This window comes from Aeromonas piscicola (assembly GCF_000820005.1).
Taxonomy (GTDB): Bacteria; Pseudomonadota; Gammaproteobacteria; order Enterobacterales; family Aeromonadaceae; genus Aeromonas; species Aeromonas piscicola.
This window is the reverse complement of sequence record NZ_CDBL01000033.1, coordinates 1-17,335: the sequence shown is the minus strand read 5'-3', so window position 1 is coordinate 17,335 and position 17,335 is coordinate 1. Positions and strand designations below refer to the sequence as shown.

Below are 17,335 nucleotides of genomic sequence, written 5' to 3'. Positions count from 1 at the left end.
ATGTTCGAAACTCTGATCCTGATGCTGGATGCCACCATACGAACCGCGCCACCACTGATCCTGGCCGCCATGGCGGGTATGTTCTGTGAACGCTCCGGTGTGGTCAACATAGCGCTGGAAGGCAAGTTGCTGGCGGCGGCGTTCGCCAGCGGCGCGGCGGCGGCCGTCTCCGGCTCTGCCTGGATTGGTCTGGGTGCAGGGGTGGGCGTCTCCATTCTGTTCGCCCTGATGCACGGCTTTGCCACCATCACCCACAGGGGCGATCAGGTGGTGAGCGGCATGGCCATCAACATACTGGCGGCTGGTCTGACCGTCACCCTGGGCCGTTACTGGTTCGATCAGGGTGGCCAGACCCCGGCGCTGTCCGGTGCGGCCCGCTTCGCCCCCATCGATCTGCCCTACGCCAAGGAGCTGTATGACGTGCCCGTCATCGGCCAGCTCTACAGCGAGCTGCTGAGCGGCCACTCCCTGCTGGAGTACGTGGCGTTTGCCGCCGTGCCGCTGGCCTGGTGGGTGTTGTTCCGCACCCGCTTCGGTCTGCGTCTGCGTGCCGTGGGCGAGGCACCGGCTGCGGTCGACACCGCCGGTATTTCCGTGGTGCGGATGCGTTATACCGCGCTCATCATAGGCGGTCTGCTGGCCGGTATTGGTGGCACCTATCTGGCAGTGGCCCAGACGGCCCAGTTCATCCCCAACATGAGCGCGGGCAAAGGCTTCATGGCGCTGGCGGCGCTGGTGTTCGGCAAGTGGCGCCCCTGGAATGCCATGGCGGCCTGCCTGCTGTTCGGCTTCCTCGATGCGGTCGCCATCCGGCTGCAAGGGGTCAGCATAGGTGGCTTCGCCATTCCGGTGCAGGCCATAGAGGCGCTGCCCTACATACTGACTGTGTTCCTGCTTGCCGGTTTCATCGGCAAGGCGGTGGCACCCAAGGCACTCGGCACCCCCTACGTCAAGGAAAGGGAATAGCCCTTCCGCTCTCAACAAGAGGCCCGCACAAGCGGGCCTTTTTTATGTCCGTTTTCATGCCGCACGCTCAACCGACCGGTCGCACCAGCGCGGGTTGATGGGGATCACTCAGCCACTCGGCCAGGTAATCCACCAGCAGCCGCACCTTGGGGGAGAGGTGGCGATTGTGGGGATAGAGGGCCCAGATCCCCTCCTCCGGTGCCCGCAGCTCGGGCAGCAGCTCGACAAGCTCCCCCCGGGCCAGATGGTCACTCACGTAGTAGTCCGGCAACTGGATGATGCCGATCCCCTTGAGCGCCGCGTCCAGCAGGGCGTGGCCGCTGTTGCACTGCAGCAGACCGTGCACCCGCACGCTGTGGGGGCGGCCATCCAGGGTGAAGTACCACTCGTCGCCATTACCTATCAGACAGGTGTGGCGGGTCAGCTCGGAGAGGCTGTTGGGCATGCCGTGGCGGGCCGTGTAGGCTGGCGAGGCGCACACATAGGGCACCCGCTGCGCCAGCTTGCGCGCCACCAGACTCGAATCCTTGAGGTGACCAAGCCGGATCGCCAGATCGTAACCTTCGTGCACCAGATCCAGCAGCTGGTTGGTGAGATTGAGGGTCACCTCCAGCTGGGGGAAACGTACCATGAAGTCGTTCACCAACGGGGCTATGCGGCTCTCGCCATAGGAGACGGGTGCCGTGATGCGCAAAGACCCTTGCGGCACCGCCTGATGGCGCCCCACCGCCAGCTCGGCCTCGTAGAGGTTGTCCAGCAGCTGGCGGCAGTGGCGGTAATAGATTTCGCCAAGCTCGGTGAGCCGCACCTGACGGGTGGTACGCAGCAGCAGCTTGGCCTGCAGCCTGTCTTCCAGCTGTGCCACCTGCCGGCTGATCTGAGCCACCGACACCCCCAGCTTGCGCGCCGCCGGGGTAAAGCCCCCCTGCTCCGCCACGCTGACAAATTCACAGATCCCTTCCCAGCCGAGCATTATTACCTGTGTGTAAAAGTGATTTGATATTTAGCCTTATTATCACCAAATCGAAGAGAAACTACACTGCATGCCTGAGTTCATCTCTGCTCACCTACCGCAACAAGAAGGATGTCATTCATGGCACAGGTTCAAAGCATCAAGTGTAAAGCCGCCATCGCCTGGGGACCGGGTCAGCCCCTCTCCATCGAAGAGGTCGAGGTCATGCCACCCCAGGCCGGTGAAGTACGGGTACGCATAGTCGCCACCGGTGTCTGCCACACAGATGCCTTCACCCTGTCCGGTGAAGATCCGGAAGGGGTCTTCCCCTGCATCCTGGGCCACGAGGGCGGCGGCATAGTCGAGTCCGTCGGCGCGGGCGTCACCAGCGTCAAGGTGGGGGACCACGTGATCCCGCTCTACACCCCCGAGTGCGGCGAGTGCAAGTTCTGCAAATCCGGCAAGACCAACCTGTGCCAGAAGATCCGCGCCACCCAGGGCAAGGGGCTGATGCCGGACGGCACCACCCGTTTCTCCAAGGATGGCCAGCCCATCTATCACTACATGGGCACCTCCACCTTCAGCGAATACACGGTACTGCCCGAGATCTCCATCGCCAAGGTGGACCCGGCCGCCCCGCTGGAAGAGGTCTGCCTGCTCGGTTGCGGCGTCACCACCGGCATAGGCGCCGTGATGAACACCGCCAAGGTGAAAGAGGGTGAGAGCGTCGCCATCTTCGGTCTGGGGGGCATTGGCCTCTCCGCCGTGATCGGCGCCCGTCTGGCCAAGGCCGGCCGCATCATCGCCATCGACATCAACGAGAGCAAATTCGAGCTGGCCCGCAAACTGGGCGCCACCGACTGCATCAACCCGAACGACTATGACAAGCCGATTCAGGAGGTGATCGTTGATCTCACCGACGGCGGCGTCGACTTCTCCTTCGAGTGCATCGGCAACGTCAAGGTGATGCGCGCGGCGCTGGAGTGCTGCCACAAGGGCTGGGGCGAGTCGGTCATCATAGGCGTGGCCGGCGCGGGTCAGGAGATCAGTACCCGTCCGTTCCAGCTGGTCACAGGCCGGGTCTGGCGCGGCAGTGCCTTCGGCGGGGTGCGTGGTCGCAGCGAACTGCCGAGTTACGTACAGCGCTACATGCAGGGTGAGTTCCGCCTCGATGACTTCATCACCCACACCATGCCGCTGGACCGGATCAACGAGGCGTTCGAGCTGATGCACGAAGGCAAGAGCATCCGCACCGTCATCCACTACTGAGCATGATCACCCCGCCCGCCATCGTGGGCGGGGTGCAGGAGTCCTTCGATGAATCTGGACATTATCAGCAGCAACAAGAGCTTCGATGGCTGGCACAAGCGCTATAGCCATAGCTCCAGCCTGCTCGGCTGCGAGATGCGCTTCGCCATCTATCTGCCGCCCCAGGCCCTCACCGGCCAGAAGGTGCCCGTGCTCTACTGGCTCTCCGGCCTCACCTGCACCGATGAAAACTTCATGCAGAAGGCGGGGGCACACCGCATCGCCGCCGAGCTCGGCATCGCCCTGGTGGCGCCGGACACCAGCCCGCGCGGCGAAGACGTGGCGGACGACCCCGCTTACGATCTCGGCATGGGGGCCGGCTTCTACGTCAATGCCACCCAGCATCCCTGGCGCGATCACTACCAGATGTATGACTACGTCACCCGCGAGCTGCCCGAGCTCATCGAGACCCACTTCCCGGTCTCGACCCGCCGCGCCATCAGCGGTCACTCCATGGGAGGGCACGGCGCGCTGATCGCCGCCCTGCGCGAACCTGGTCGCTATCGCTCGGTGTCGGCCTTCAGCCCCATCAGCCACCCGAGCCGCTGCCCCTGGGGCCAGAAGGCGCTCGGCGCCTACCTCGGCAGCAATCCGTTGTTGTGGCAGGAGTGGGATACCTGCCAACTGCTGCGCCACCATGAGGTGACGCCGCTGCCCACTCTGGTGGACGTGGGGCTGGACGACCCCTTCCTCGCCGAGCAGCTGCATATCGACGCCCTGGCCGATGCCGCCGCCAACATGGCCTGGCCGCTGGAGCTCAACCGCCATGCCGGCTATGACCACAGCTACTACTTCGTGGCGAGCTTTATCGAGGCGCACCTGCGCTTCCACGCCCGCCACCTCTGATCGAGACAGGCCCGTCACGGGCCTGTCTGCTTTCGATTGTCGGCTTGAGGTCAGCGGCATCAGCTACCCTGGCGAGTCACGTCACCCGAGCCCGCGATCTTGCTCTCCAGCTTGGGATCCCCCCAGTAGCTGACCGAACCGGATCCGGCGATGCCGACCTTGAGCCGATCCCGGGCCCGCACCTCCACATCCCCACTGCCGGCGATATTGATCTCGACCTGCTCGCTTCTGAGACCGGCCCCCAGCACATCGCCGGCGCCGGCAATGTTCAGCTCCATGGCTTTGGCCGAGCCCTCACCCAGATCCAGGCTGCCCGAGCCAGCTATGTTGCCCTCCAGCCGCTTCAGATCCAGCTTGCTGGCGACTATATCACCCGTGCCGGCCAGCGACAGCACCAGCTGGTCACCCTTGAAGCCATGCAGATCGCCGCTGCCCGTGCCTGCCAGCGCCAACTCATGGAGCTCCGGCAGTGTGATGGTGAGCTCCAGCGGCTCTGTGGGATCGAGCCGATAGCCATCCTTCACCTCTATCTCCAGCTTGTCTCCCTTCTCGGTCAGCACCAGATAGGGCAAGAGGTTCTCCTGTCCCTTGATATGAATACCGCTCGCCTCACCCGCTACCAGATGGATACTGGCGGGCACACCGGCCAACACCCGGGTCACCTGTTTGCCCATGGGTTGATGCTGCTCGATGACAGCCCCCGCCCCGGTCACCCGGGTATCATCCAGCCAGCTGCAACCACTGAGCCCCACGACCAGCATCATGCCCATCATCCATTTCATCGCCACTCTCCTCGTTGTGATCTGGCCGTCTTCAGACCATTTGGTCCTCATAGATGGCAAACCCCATGCCAAATCAACAACTGCATGATTTTTATGGATATAATAATTATTCATGCCATCGTCATCAAAATGTAGAGAGCCATTCAGACCATAAGTTGGTAAAACTGACCATGCCCAAATGGGGGCAAGTCCCGGTCAGCCTGCAACCGCCCGCCGGGCCACCCTGCTGACGAGCCAGGGAAGTTTTTGGTTGTCGCACCTGTCTGTTGAGCCAATAGTGATACCTTGTGCGTATAAAGCTCTCCATTGCGGTAATCCATTTACTACTGCCAACAAGGAGTCAGAGTGTGACCCAAGTCAGCACCCAGTTTTCCACCGCCATCGGCCTGCCCGCGCCGACCCGTACCCCGCTGCTGACCGGCAGCGATCCCGAGCAGAAGCGCCGCGAACTGCTCGGCTACTTCTGCCAGACCTTCGACCTCTACGACTCACTGTTCGATTGTCTGGCCGATGAGCGCGCCTGGTTCAACAAGGCGATCCCGCTGCGCCATCCGCTGATCTTCTACTACGGCCACACAGCCGCCTTCTTCATCAACAAGCTGCTGGCGGCCCGCCTCATCGACAGTCGCCTCGACGCCCGCATCGAGGCCATGGTGGCCATCGGGGTGGACGAGATGAGCTGGGACGATCTCGACGAGACCCACTACGACTGGCCCGCCGTCGCCGAGCTGCGCGACTACCGCGCACAGGTGCGCGCCCTGGTGGTCGACTTCATCGAGCGGATGCCGCTGACCCTGCCCATCGACTGGCAGAGCCCGGCCTGGGTCATATTGATGGGGATAGAGCACGAGCGCATCCACCTCGAAACCTCCAGCGTGCTGATCCGCCAGCTGCCACTGGCCTGGGTACGGCCCCGCCCCTATTGGCCCGCCTGCCCCCAGGTACGCCATCAGATGGCGGACGTGCCTGCCAACAGCCTGCTGCCGGTGGCAGGGGGTCAGGTGCAGCTCGGCAAGCAGGATGCCACCTACGGCTGGGACAACGAATATGGCGAGCGCCACATCGACGTAGCCCCCTTTCAGGCCAGCCGCATGCTGGTCAGCAATGCCGACTATTTCGCCTTCGTGCAGGCGGGGGGGTATGAGCAGCAGCAGTGGTGGGATGAGGAGGGTTGGGGCTGGTGCCAGTATGCCAGGGCGCGCATGCCCAGCTTCTGGGTCGGCGATCCCAGCGAACCCGAGCAACTGCAACTGCGGCTGATGACGGAGCGGGTGGCCATGCCCTGGGATTGGCCCGCCGAGGTCAATCAGCTGGAGGCCGCCGCTTTCTGCCGCTGGAAAGCGGCCCAGACCGGGCTGCCCATCCAGCTGCCGAGCGAGGGGGAGTGGGCGCTGCTGCGCGATCAGCTGGCGGGGGATCAGCCGGACTGGGTTGAGGCACCCGGCAACCTCAATCTGGCCCGTTTCGCCTCCTCCTGCCCGGTGGACGCCTTCCCCCAGGGTAGCTTCTTCGATCTGGTGGGCAACGTCTGGCAGTGGACCAGCACCGCCATCGACGGCTTCGAGGGGTTCAAGGTACACCCCCTCTACGATGACTTCTCCACTCCGACCTTCGATGGCAAGCACACCCTCATCAAGGGCGGCAGCTGGATAAGCACGGGCAACGAGGCCCTCAAGTCATCCCGTTACGCCTTTCGTCGCCACTTCTTCCAGCATGCGGGCTTCCGCTATCTGGTCTCCCGTTATCAGGAACCCGTTATCGTGAATCCTTATGAAACCGACACGCTCGTAGCACAATACCTCGACTTCCAGTACGGCCCGGCCCACTTCGGCGTGGCCAACTACGCCAAAACGCTGGCCGACCTTGCCAGCGAGCTGGGCGGCAACCACCAGCGTGCGCTGGACATAGGCTGCGCCACCGGTCGCGCCAGCTTCGAACTGGCCCGTCACTTCCAGCATGTGGACGGGGTGGACTACTCGGCCCGCTTCATCGACGTGGCACTCGCCCTCGCCAGCCAGGACAGCTTCCGCTATGCCGTGCCACTGGAGGGAGATCTGGTGGAGTATTGCGAGGCGCGGCTGTCGAGCCTGGATCTCGGCGCCGAACAGACCGGCCGCGTCCACTTCAGCCAGGGGGATGCCTGCAACCTCAAGCCCAAATACGGCGACTACGATCTGGTGCTCGCCGCCAACCTGATCGACCGGCTGCGCGAACCGGCCCGCTTCCTGCGCGACATAGCTCCCAGACTGCGCAGCGGTGGCCTGCTGGTGCTCACCAGCCCCTACACCTGGCTGACCGACTACACCCCCAAGGCCAATTGGCTCGGCGGCATCCGTGAAAATGGCGAGGCCCTCAGCACCTATCAGGCGCTGCAACGGCTGCTGGCCGAGGAGTTCGAGGAGCACTGCCCACCGCGAGATGTCCCCTTCGTCATTCGCGAGACAGCCCGCAAGTACCAGCACACGCTGGCCCAGCTCACCGTCTGGCGTAAGCGCTAGATAGCAGCGACGGCCACGGGCCGGGAAAATGAAAAAGGGAGGCCGATAGGCCTCCCTTTTTTCCATTGTCGCGAGCACCCGGCGGGGCTCAGGCCCCCTGCTCGTGATAGCGGCGGGCCAGCACGGCGCACACCATCAGCTGGATCTGGTGAAAGATCATCAGCGGCAGCACCATGACACCGACGCTGGCGGCCGGGAACATGACGTTGGCCATGGGCACACCATTGGCGAGGCTCTTCTTGGATCCGCAGAAGACTATGGTGATCTCGTCCGCCTTGTTGAAGCCGAGCCGGCGGCTGATCCAGACGTTCCAACCCAGCACCAGCGCCAGCAGTACGCAGCTGAGCAGCACTATGCTGGCAAGATCGTACCAACCGACTTGATGCCAGATCCCCTGCACCACCGCCTCGCTGAAGGCCACATAGACCACCAGCAGGATGGAGCTCTGATCCAGCTTGCCGATAAGCGGACGATGGCTGTCGACCCAGCGGCCAATGAGCGGCCGCGACAGATGACCCACCACAAACGGCAGCATCAGCTGCACCATGATGGCCTGGATGGAGTGCCAGGTATCGATCCCTTCCCCCTGTACATTGATCATCAGCCCCACCAGCACGGGGGAGAGGAAGATGCCGAGGATACTGGAGGCCGAGGCACTGCACACAGCCGCCGACACATTGCCCCCCGCCATGGAGGTAAAGGCGATGGCCGACTGCACTGTGGCAGGCAAAGCGCACAGATAGAGGAAGCCGAGGTAGATGGCCGGGCTCAGCCAGAGCGGCACCAGCGGCGTGAGCAGCAGCCCCAGCAGCGGGAACAGCACGAAAGTGCTGGCCATCACCACCAGATGCAGTCGCCAGTGACCCAGCCCCGCCAGCAAGTTCTGGCGCGACAGCTTGGCGCCGTGCATGAAGAACAAGAGTGCCACCGCCAGCTTGGTCAGCAGCGCGAACCAGACGGCAACCTGCCCCTCGCAGGGAAAGAGGGAGGCCAGGGTGACCACCAGAATAAGCACACAGGTAAAGGGATCCAGACGCACGAGTGGTCTCCATCGGAAGCAGATCCCGCCCTCATCAAAGAGGCCGGGTTCAGGGACGACAAGAAACACAACAGGAGGTGTCTGGCACCTCCCGTTGAAACGAATCCCCAGCTTACCCCGATATGCGGGAGGCGCAAAGTTGAGCGGCCCCTCGCAGCGTGCAGGAAATTAAACAACCCGGGCTGGCGGCCAGCCCGGTTATTCAGCGCTGCTTGGCCAGCTTGGCACCACCTGCCAGCTTGCCGTTACCGGTTTTCTTGTCATTACCACCAGGCTTGCGGGCCTGGCGCTTCTCGAAGCGGGAGATCCACCAGTAGGCCAGCGCCGAAAACACCGCCGTCATAAAGACGTTGATGAAGAAGGCACGCACCAGATCCACCCCGCTCGGGAAGGCGGAGGCGCTCATGCTCACCACGAAGATGGCGATCAGCACCGAAACCACTGCCATACCGAACTTGCGCGAGCCCATGCGGAAGTCGCGGGGGGTATCGTCGTGTTTCCAGCGGAACACGAAGTAGGCCACCATGATGAAGATGGGCGGCAGCATGGCGGTACCTGCGGTGAGGTTGATGGCGGTGTTCATCATCTGCTGCACCGACTCGGAGCCGAAGCCGTTGATCACCAACATCACGAACACGAACACAAACTGCCACCAGGCGGCGCGTACCGGCACCCCATGCTCGTTGAGCTGGGTGGTCTTCTCGCCATAGACGCCCTGGGGGATCTCGGAGAAGTGGATCTTCACCGGGGCCGAGGTCCACATCATCATGGAGCCGAACATGGCGATGAACAGCACAACCCCGACCGCACGGCCGACCAGCGCCTCGGACAGGTGGAAGTACTGGGCCATGCCGGTGAAGATCTCCACCATGCCGCCGGCATAGGTGAGGCTTTCACGCGGCACGAACACGTTCACCAGCAGGGAACCCAACGCATACATGGCACCGATGACGATACCGGCGGTGATGATCACCCTGATGAAGGACTTCTGACCGCCTTTGACGTCATTGAGATAGGCCGCCGCCGTCTCGGCACCGCCCGCCGCCTGGAAAATCCAGCACATGATGCCCAACGTCGCCCAGTTGACTGTGGGGGTCATGGCTTCCAGCGTGATGGGCTGGGCCGCCACATGGTCACCACTCAGCGCCATCAGGGCACCCAGCACATAGATGGCAAACAGCGCGAACACCCCGTAGGCCACCAGTTCGGCAATTTTGCCGAGCCAGGTCGCCCCCTTGGTGGAGATATGAGTCGCCGCCGCGAACAGCGCTATGGAGATGATCGAGGTCACCATGGGGGAGAAACTGTATTCATACCCCAGCATGGCGTAGGAGGCGTAGGCGATAACGTTGGGCAACAGGGAAACGAACCAGAACAGGTTCACGAACCAGTAGAGGAAGGAGCCCAGATAGGCCATTCGGGTGCCCAGCGGTTTCTTGAGCCAGTCATACATGCCCGATTCGGAGCTCTTGTTGGCCGAGACGAACTCGGAAATGATGAACACGAAGGGGATGAAATAGACGAGCGTGGCCAGCAGAAAGATGGGTGCCGAGCTGAGCCCAAGTTCTATGTTGTTGTTGACTATGTTGCGCACGTTGAACACGGCGGCAAAGGTCATCGACAACAGGGCAAACTTGCCTATGGTGCCGCGTACGGATTCAGACATGGTGTCCTCCAATGGACTCGCGTTCCCTGCGGGTAACGCTGTGACTCTGTGATGTGTTCGGCCAGGGTCTGTCGGCCCCGCTCTTTACTCTCTTGTTATAATCGGGCCGCCTGGGCGGCCTCGTTGGTGAACCGGTGCAGTCTCACCGCACCGGCTCGCAATCCCATTCAGACGATCGGAGTGCCCGGTGCCATCGGCACCCGAGGTTGCAGCAGCACGCTCTGGCTCTCGTCCGGGGTCTCGGCGCAGAGCAACATGCACTCGGATCGCTCGCCGCGCATTTTGGTGGGCTTGAGGTTGGTCAGCACCACCACCTGGCTGCCCAGCAGCTCCTCCTCGCTGTAATGGGGCACCAGGCTGGTGACCGTCTGCAGCGGCCGCTCGCCACCCGCGTCGATCTGAACGATGTAGAGTTTGTCGGCCCCGGGATGGCGCACCACCTCCAGCACCTTGCCCACCTTCATCTCGACCCGTTTGAATTCGGCAAACTCGATCGTCTCGCTCATTCCATGCTCCTTCTGTTCTGTGGTTCAACCTGTCACGGGTGGCTACCGCCACCCGCTTTCACTCTCTTGGCCACTCGGACCCCATTCGCTGGGGATCAGGAAGGCTGGATGGAAACCTGAGCGGCCGGCAGGGCCTCTTTCGCGCGCGCTTCCTCGCTCAGGGAGGCTTCGTATCTGTTGTATTTCCACCAGGCGAAGCCCAGGAAGATCACGATTCCGCCGACGTTGTAGAAGACGATGGTCACTATGTCGGCGCCGGTCGGGAAGGTGGAGGCCAGGAAGCCAACCGAGAAGATGGCGATCAGCACCGACACCACGGCGATACCGGTGGTGCGCGAACCCATCTTGAAATCCCGTGGCAGGTGATCCAGCTTCAGGCGCAGATTGAGGTAGGCCAGCATGATGAACAGCGGCGGCAGCATGGAGGCGGCAGCGGTCATGTTGATGACGGTGTTCATCAGATCCTGCGCGGTGTTGGAACCCAGGGTCGGGATCACCATCAGCGGCAGCACGATGAGGTACTGGATCCAGGCTGCACGGGCAGGCACACCGTTCTCGTTCAGCTCGACCGTCTTCTTGCCGAAGATGCCGGCCGGGATCTCGGAGAAGAAGATCTTCACCGGGGTGGCAGTCCACATCAGCAGGGAGCCGAACATGGCGGTGAAGGAGACCAGACCCACGAAGCGGTTCATCAGCACGGTGGGCAGACCGAAATGGGCCGCCAGCCCCTCGAACACCTGCACCGAGCCACCGGTAAATTTCAGGGTGTCGCTATGGACAAACACGTTGATCAGCAGGGAGGCGATGGAGTAGAGCACACCAATGAAGAGCCCGGCGACGATGATCACTTTCACGAAGGATTTGGAGCCGCCTTTCACGTCATTGACGTAGACAGCGACCGACTCGGCGCCACCGGCCGCCATGAAGATCCAGGTGGTGATACCGAGGAAGGCCCAGCTGAAATCGGGGACCATGGCCTCCACCGTGATGGGGTCAGCCGGTTGTACACCACCGACTAACGCCACACCTGCCAGCAGAATGTAGGAGAGGGTCAGCAGCAGCATCAGGGACGAGGTCACCGAGGTGATGGGGCCGAGCAGCTTGGCGCCATTAGTGGAGACATAGGTGGCAAAGGCAAACAGCACCATGCTTAAGAAAGTGGTCGCCAGCGGGGTGAAAATATATTCGTAGCCGAGGAAGGCATAGGAGGCGTAGGCGATGACCCGCGGCAGCAAAGAGGTGAAGAAGAACAGGTTCACGAACCAGTAGGTGTAGGCGGAGATAAAGGCCCAGCGACCGCCGAGGGAGCTCTTCACCCAGGCATACACCCCCGCTTCGGAGTTTTTGTTCAGTGACACAAACTCCGCAATGATCAGGCAGAACGGAATGAAGTAAAAAAGGGTGGCCAGAAAGAACATCGGGGCTGAGGCCAGACCGATCTCGATGTTGTTGTTGATGACGTTGTTGAAGCTGAATACCGCCGCGAAGGTGAGCGACAGCAGACCAAACTTGCCTATCGTATTCCGTTTGGAATCAGACATGGTGCATCTCCAGACCTGTAGTTATTTCAGCGAAAGGACGGGGCATGGTTTGTAGGGTGAGCCCCGCCCTTCCGGCTTTTATCAGTGCAAAACCAGCGGCTTGTTATTTGTTTTTGAAGTAGCCGCCTTCGACCGTGACCTTGATGATCAGCTTGCGCACCGGGCTGTCGCCCGTGAACCGGTAAGCCTCGTCGTTCTCGAAGATCACCACCTGACCGTTGCCGATCTTCTGGCGCTCACGGACCTCACCGGCCAGCCACTCGCGGTCGGTGGTGTCGTCATAGGCCCGCTCGACCCGCAGCTCGCGCTTGGCAGCCCACTCCACCGTCTCTTCCCCTTCCAGGTAGTAGTGGACGTCGAAGTAGCGACGCTGCCCCTCGAACAGTGAGGTGGCCGGGCTGGCCCCCTCCTGCAAGCGGTAGGTGAGAGAGTCACCGATGGAGTGGCAGATGCCGGGCTTGAGGTTTGCCAGGTTGTTGATGGCCTCCACGCAGCGGCCCCACTTCTTGCCCTCCCGGTAGATGTTTTTGAACAGGGTCAGGTTGTCCAGGGTGATCATGCGAGGTTCCTCCCGCCGTTGATGGTGAGATCGAGCCCGGCCAGTGCAGCCGGATTGAGGTTGCCGCGGGCGATGGGCAGCAGGGTCAGGCCGAAGCTGAACGGCTCGAAGCGCACCCGCCAGGAGTCCAGCACCTCGGAGCCCCAGGAGTTGGAGCCCAGCCCCAGCACCTTGTGATCCAGATTGAGGGTGAGATAACCGCTAGGCTGCAGCTCGTTGATGTGCTGCGCCGCGTGGATATGCTCCCAGCTATAGGGCCAGACGCTCAGGTTGATGGGGGCATCGGGTCGCACGTAGAGACCGGCGCCGTGACGGTTGGTCAGGGTCGCCCAGCGCACCTGCTGGCGGTTGCCGTTGTCCTGCGGGAAGGGGTAGTGCTCCCACATCTCGCCCACTGTGCTGTTGAAGCTGTCGATCCAGTTGCTCTGGCGGCTGTCCTGATAGTTCTCGCCCGGACCCATGCCGTAGTAGTGCACCCGGTCGAGATCCTGACGAATACCCAGCTCGAAGCCGATCTTGGGAATGATGTCGTCATAGCCGCCGTAGGGCTGACCGGACAGTGCCACATGCAGCTGGCCGTTCGGGCTCAGGGTGTAGACGTAGCGGCAACGCATGCCGAAGTCGAACACCGGGGGCGCTATCAGGCTCTCTACCGTCACCTCGACTGCGTCACCCAGCTGACGCCAGCTCATGGTGCGGAAGTGCTCCTGCATGATCTGCAGGTGGTTCGGGTGCCACAGGCTCTCGTACTCCTGCTTGTGGTTGTCGATCATCGGCTTGAAGAAGGTGAGGCGCGGCGAGCGCTCGATGAGCTCGATGCCATCCTGCTGCCAGCTCACCAGCTTGCCGTCGAGGCGCGAGAAGCGCAGGGCGAAGCCACTGCCGCTTAAGACAAGCGCAAGCCGCTCGTCGGCAATCTGCAACGGGGTGGCGTTGGGGCTGGCAAAGGGCTGCAGCTGGCGAGTCGACTCTTTCAGCTGGAACTGGTACTGGCCCAGCTCGTGCTCCGCTGCACTGTAGCGAGTGGCGGTGGCCTTGATGACCCGCAGCTGGACGAAGGTTTCCCGTGCATCGAGGGATGGCAGTTCGAGCAGCAGATCTGTGATGGCACCGGGGGCAACCCCTTCCAGCCGGATTTGCTGGCTGACCAGCAGCTCGCCCTCGGCCTTCACCTCGACCAGCAGGCGAATGTCGTCGAGATTGGAGAACCAGTAGCGGTTTTCCAGCTCAAGCCGGCCGCTGGCAAGATCCAGCGCCCGCACCTTGACCGGGCAGATCACCTGCTTATATTCGCGCAGGCCCGGCCCAGGAGTCTGATCCGGATAGATGAGGCCATCCATGCAGAAGTTGTAGTTGTTGGGGTAGTCGCCGTAATCGCCGCCGTATTTGTAAACGGGGCGGCCCTGCTCGTCCTGATCCAGGATGCCGTGATCGCACCACTCCCAGATGTAGTGGCCCTGAATGTGGGGATGGCGGTCGAACACCTGCTGGTATTCGCTAAGACCACCCGGGCCGTTGCCCATGGCGTGGGCGTATTCGCAGAGGATGCGCGGCTTAGTCATAGGGAACTCGCCGAAGCAGTTCATCTGGGATACGCGCGAATACATGGTGCTGACCACATCCACCACCTCGGCATCGCGATCCTCTTCGTAGTGCACCAGCCGGGTCGGGTCGATCGCCTTGCAGCGCTGGTACATGGCTCTGATGTTGCAGCCGTAGCCGGACTCGTTCCCCAGCGACCAGATGATGATGGAGGGGTGGTTCTTCTGGGCGTGAACGTGGCGCTCGATGCGATCCATGAACACCGGCTCCCAGAAGGGATCGTCGGTGATGCGACTGAGATCGCCGACGTTGGCAAAACCGTGGGTCTCCACGTCGGTCTCCGCCATCACGAACAGGCCGTACTGGTCGCACAGCTCGTAGAAGCGCGGGTCATTCGGGTAGTGGGCGGTGCGCACCGAGTTGAGGTTGTGCTGCTTCATCAGCACGATATCGCGCTCCACCCGATCCATACCGACTGCGCGGCTCTTGAGGTGGTCGTTGTCGTGACGGTTCACCCCGTGCAGCTTGAGGTAGTGGCCGTTGACGTAGAAGAGGCCATCTTTGACCTTGATCTCGCGCACCCCGACCCGCTGCGGGATCACTTCCAGCAGTTCGCCCTGACCGTTGTAGAGGGAGAGTTGCAGCTGGTAGAGGTACGGGTCTTCGGCACTCCACAGATGAGGGTTGGCCAGATCCAGCGTGAAGCGGCAGTCACACTTGCCATCGATGACGAGATTGTCGAGCGAGCCGCTGGCGATCTCGCTGCCCTGATCCAGCAGCGACCAGACCAGACGGTGATCTCGGGCAGTCGCACCCAGATTTTCCAGCTGAATATCGCAGCTCAGGGTAGCGCTCTGGTTGTCATCGGCCAGCGCGGTGCGAATGAAGAAGTCCTGCACATGGGCGGCCGGTTTGCCCACCAGATAGACGTCGCGGAAGATCCCCGCCATCCACCACATGTCCTGATCTTCGATATAGGTGGAGTCAGCCCACTGCATCACCCGCACCGACAGCAGGTTCTCGCCGATGTTGGCGTAGGCGCTGATATCGAACTCGGCGGTGAGGCGGCTCCCTTTGCTGAAACCGACATAGTGGCCGTTCACATAGACCTCGAAGTAGGTCTCCACCCCGTCAAACTTGATGATCACCTGCTCGCCATCCCAGGCCGGGCTCAGCATAAAGCTGCGCTGATAGGCGCCGGTGGGGTTGTTGGTCGGCACGAAGGGCACGTCGATGGGGAAGGGAAAGCCTTCATCGGTGTATTGCAGGTTGCCATGCCCTTCCATCTGCCACATGTTGGGCACTGTGATCTGGCCCCACTCGCTCATGGGGCTGTGATAGAAGGCCTCCGGCACCTGCAGGGGGTGTGCAAAGTAGTTGAACTGCCACTGGCCGCTCAAGGAGAGAAAGCGGCGGCTCAGCTCGCGCTGCATGGTGGCCGCCAGCGAGTGGTCGGCATAAGAGAAGAAGTAGGCGCGCGGAGCCAGCCTGTTTTCACCAACGAATTGAACGTTTTCCCAGTTATTCACATGTCCTCCCGGAACAAGGCAACTTTGACTGGGTAAACTTTAGATAAACATTTACTAAACATCAGTTTTGGATCGGTAAAGTTTTAACCTGATCACAATGGCTGGATGGTTTTGTGAGCGAGATCAGAAGCCGGAACTAAAGGAGGGGTTTGTCTGCCTGGGTGGCATGGATGTTGATCTTCATAAGAGAGGAAACAATAATATTGTTATATAACAATATATTAAGCATTTAGTAAGAGTGGGAATGTCTATCCGGGATGAAGAGAGTCGCCGCACCATGTCAGAATGGCGCGGCTAAAAACCAATGAGTTTTACTAAAACTACCGGGTGGTGCCACGCAGGGTCAGTCGGCTGGGGACCAGTACCCGCAGCGGGATCTCACGTTCGTCGCGAAGCCGTTCTACCAGCAGATTGACCCCCTGGGAGCCCATCAACTCGGAGTGGATCCGTACGGTGGAGAGCGGCGGGAAGGTAAACTTGGCAGTCGGAATATCGTTGACGCTGATAAGCTCAATTTGCTGGGGAATGGCCAACCCCTTCTCGTGGATGGCCCTCAGCACACCGATGGCGATGGAGTCAGAGGCGACAAACAAGGCCTTGGGCCAATCCCCCGCCAGCATCTCTTTTGCCAGCCGATAGCCGGAGGCACTGGAGAAGTCCCCGCGATAGAGATCGTTCTCCTGCACCACCCCCAGCCGCTGACCATAGTCGAGGAAGGCCAGCTCACGCAGATCCGGAGCCTCATCCTGACCACCTATGTAACCGATGCGGCCGTGTCCCTGGGCAATGAAGAAATCCACCACCTGCTGGCTGATCAGCGCCAGATCCACGTCCACCGAGTCGAACTCCCCCTGGGAGCGACAGTCCACGAACACCAGCTGGGCAGAGAGGGAATAGAGTGCGGCAAGCCGCTCAGGTGGCAGATGGCCGATAACCAGAATACCGTCGACGGCGGAGAGCTCACGCCCCTCGGCACCGTTGTAGAAATGGGTCAGCTCAATATTGAGGCGGGCACACTGGGTCTCGATGCCATAGCGAATGGCGAGATAGTAGGGATCGTTGACCTCGGTACTCTGCGGGTAGGCATAGACCGCCAGAAAGTGCAGCTTGCTCTTGTGCACCCCTTTACGAGCCGTACTGGTCTTGTATTCCAGCCGCTCGGCGATCTCGAAGATCTTCTGCCTGGTCTCTTCCTTGACGCTCAGCGTTGGGTCTTCATTGAGCACCCGTGACACAGTCGCCTGGGAAACCCCCGCCTCCTTCGCAATTTCCTTCAACGTGGCCATGCATACTCCTCTGGCGATGACTCCCGACAATACCAGACCAAGAGTAACGGGCAACGTGCTGACATCCCAGCATTTTTACTAAAAGAAACCCATGGTGGGAGGAAAAACTCCAAAGCAAAAAGGCCTCCCGAATGGGAGGCCTTTTCTAAATAGGAGCCTGGCAGTGTCCTACTCTCGCATGGCGAATGCCACACTACCATCGGCGCTACCGCGTTTCACTTCTGAGTTCGGCATGGGATCAGGTGGTTCCACGGCGCTATGGCCGCCAGGCAAAAAGCGTTAAAACTGACTTAAAACTGGTGCTGATACCCAGAG

Annotated in this window: 13 protein-coding genes and 1 rRNA gene; 4 read left to right on the top strand and 10 right to left on the bottom strand. The window is 61.3% G+C overall.

Annotated elements, in window-relative coordinates; genetic code table 11:
* Complete coding sequence (locus BN1128_RS05285) at positions 1–966, top strand: ABC transporter permease (RefSeq protein WP_042866829.1); 966 nt, start codon at positions 1–3, stop codon at positions 964–966.
* Positions 967–1,033: 67 nt separating this feature from the next.
* Here BN1128_RS05285 and BN1128_RS05280 read toward each other — a convergent pair whose 3' ends face one another.
* The gene (locus BN1128_RS05280) at positions 1,034–1,939 is read right to left on the bottom strand and encodes a LysR substrate-binding domain-containing protein (protein WP_042866827.1); all 906 of its coding nucleotides are present in this window, start codon (positions 1,937–1,939) and stop codon (positions 1,034–1,036) included.
* Between the two features lie 120 nt (positions 1,940–2,059).
* Between BN1128_RS05280 and BN1128_RS05275 the strand changes: the two genes are divergently transcribed.
* Both BN1128_RS05275 and fghA read left to right on the top strand, forming a co-directional pair.
* The gene (locus tag BN1128_RS05275; RefSeq protein WP_042866825.1) at positions 2,060–3,187 is read left to right on the top strand and encodes an S-(hydroxymethyl)glutathione dehydrogenase/class III alcohol dehydrogenase; all 1,128 of its coding nucleotides are present in this window, start codon (positions 2,060–2,062) and stop codon (positions 3,185–3,187) included.
* Positions 3,188–3,235: 48 nt separating this feature from the next.
* A complete protein-coding gene (gene fghA / locus BN1128_RS05270; protein WP_042866823.1) occupies positions 3,236–4,072 on the top strand; it encodes an S-formylglutathione hydrolase in 837 nt (278 codons plus the stop codon).
* A gap of 59 nt (positions 4,073–4,131) precedes the next feature.
* Here the strand turns inward: fghA and BN1128_RS05265 are convergent, their stop codons facing one another.
* Positions 4,132–4,854, bottom strand: a complete 723-nt coding sequence (locus BN1128_RS05265; protein WP_042866821.1) for a head GIN domain-containing protein — start codon at positions 4,852–4,854, stop codon at positions 4,132–4,134.
* Positions 4,855–5,201: 347 nt separating this feature from the next.
* Between BN1128_RS05265 and ovoA the strand changes: the two genes are divergently transcribed.
* Positions 5,202–7,352: a 5-histidylcysteine sulfoxide synthase gene (gene ovoA / locus BN1128_RS05260; protein WP_042866819.1), complete on the top strand. Its 2,151-nt coding sequence runs from the start codon at positions 5,202–5,204 to the stop codon at positions 7,350–7,352.
* 88 nt (positions 7,353–7,440) lie between these two features.
* Here ovoA and BN1128_RS05255 read toward each other — a convergent pair whose 3' ends face one another.
* The 8 genes from BN1128_RS05255 to rrf form a co-directional block, all read right to left on the bottom strand.
* Positions 7,441–8,391: a bile acid:sodium symporter family protein gene (locus BN1128_RS05255; RefSeq protein WP_042866817.1), complete on the bottom strand. Its 951-nt coding sequence runs from the start codon at positions 8,389–8,391 to the stop codon at positions 7,441–7,443.
* A 202-nt stretch (positions 8,392–8,593) separates the two neighbouring features.
* Positions 8,594–10,057, bottom strand: coding sequence for an amino acid permease (locus BN1128_RS05250; protein ID WP_042866815.1), 1,464 nt, complete (start codon positions 10,055–10,057; stop codon positions 8,594–8,596).
* 167 nt (positions 10,058–10,224) lie between these two features.
* Positions 10,225–10,563, bottom strand: coding sequence for a tRNA-binding protein (locus BN1128_RS05245; RefSeq protein ID WP_042866814.1), 339 nt, complete (start codon positions 10,561–10,563; stop codon positions 10,225–10,227).
* A 95-nt stretch (positions 10,564–10,658) separates the two neighbouring features.
* The gene (locus BN1128_RS05240; RefSeq protein ID WP_042866812.1) at positions 10,659–12,104 is read right to left on the bottom strand and encodes an amino acid permease; all 1,446 of its coding nucleotides are present in this window, start codon (positions 12,102–12,104) and stop codon (positions 10,659–10,661) included.
* A 103-nt stretch (positions 12,105–12,207) separates the two neighbouring features.
* On the bottom strand, positions 12,208–12,663 hold the full coding sequence (locus BN1128_RS05235) for a beta-galactosidase subunit beta (protein ID WP_042866810.1): 456 nt from the start codon (positions 12,661–12,663) through the stop codon (positions 12,208–12,210).
* Positions 12,660–15,734 carry a beta-galactosidase subunit alpha gene (ebgA, locus tag BN1128_RS05230; protein ID WP_042866808.1) on the bottom strand — a complete coding sequence of 1,025 codons (3,075 nt, stop codon included), beginning with the start codon at positions 15,732–15,734 and terminating at the stop codon, positions 12,660–12,662. The genes BN1128_RS05235 and ebgA overlap by 4 nt, the downstream gene beginning before the upstream one ends.
* 320 nt (positions 15,735–16,054) lie before the next feature.
* Entirely contained in the window at positions 16,055–17,020 is a 966-nt protein-coding gene (ebgR, locus tag BN1128_RS05225; RefSeq protein WP_042866807.1) for a transcriptional regulator EbgR, read from the bottom strand.
* A gap of 155 nt (positions 17,021–17,175) precedes the next feature.
* A 5S ribosomal RNA gene (gene rrf, locus BN1128_RS05220) occupies positions 17,176–17,290 on the bottom strand.
* Positions 17,291–17,335 lie beyond the last annotated feature (45 nt).

Coding starts and splice junctions, on each gene's coding strand:
- BN1128_RS05285 (WP_042866829.1), top strand. CDS start 1: ATGTTCGAAACTCTGATCCTGATGCTGGATGCCACCATACGAACCGCG.
- BN1128_RS05280 (WP_042866827.1), bottom strand. CDS start 1,939: ATGCTCGGCTGGGAAGGGATCTGTGAATTTGTCAGCGTGGCGGAGCAG.
- BN1128_RS05275 (WP_042866825.1), top strand. CDS start 2,060: ATGGCACAGGTTCAAAGCATCAAGTGTAAAGCCGCCATCGCCTGGGGA.
- fghA (WP_042866823.1), top strand. CDS start 3,236: ATGAATCTGGACATTATCAGCAGCAACAAGAGCTTCGATGGCTGGCAC.
- BN1128_RS05265 (WP_042866821.1), bottom strand. CDS start 4,854: ATGAAATGGATGATGGGCATGATGCTGGTCGTGGGGCTCAGTGGTTGC.
- BN1128_RS05250 (WP_042866815.1), bottom strand. CDS start 10,057: ATGTCTGAATCCGTACGCGGCACCATAGGCAAGTTTGCCCTGTTGTCG.
- BN1128_RS05245 (WP_042866814.1), bottom strand. CDS start 10,563: ATGAGCGAGACGATCGAGTTTGCCGAATTCAAACGGGTCGAGATGAAG.
- BN1128_RS05240 (WP_042866812.1), bottom strand. CDS start 12,104: ATGTCTGATTCCAAACGGAATACGATAGGCAAGTTTGGTCTGCTGTCG.
- BN1128_RS05235 (WP_042866810.1), bottom strand. CDS start 12,663: ATGATCACCCTGGACAACCTGACCCTGTTCAAAAACATCTACCGGGAG.
- ebgR (WP_042866807.1), bottom strand. CDS start 17,020: ATGGCCACGTTGAAGGAAATTGCGAAGGAGGCGGGGGTTTCCCAGGCG.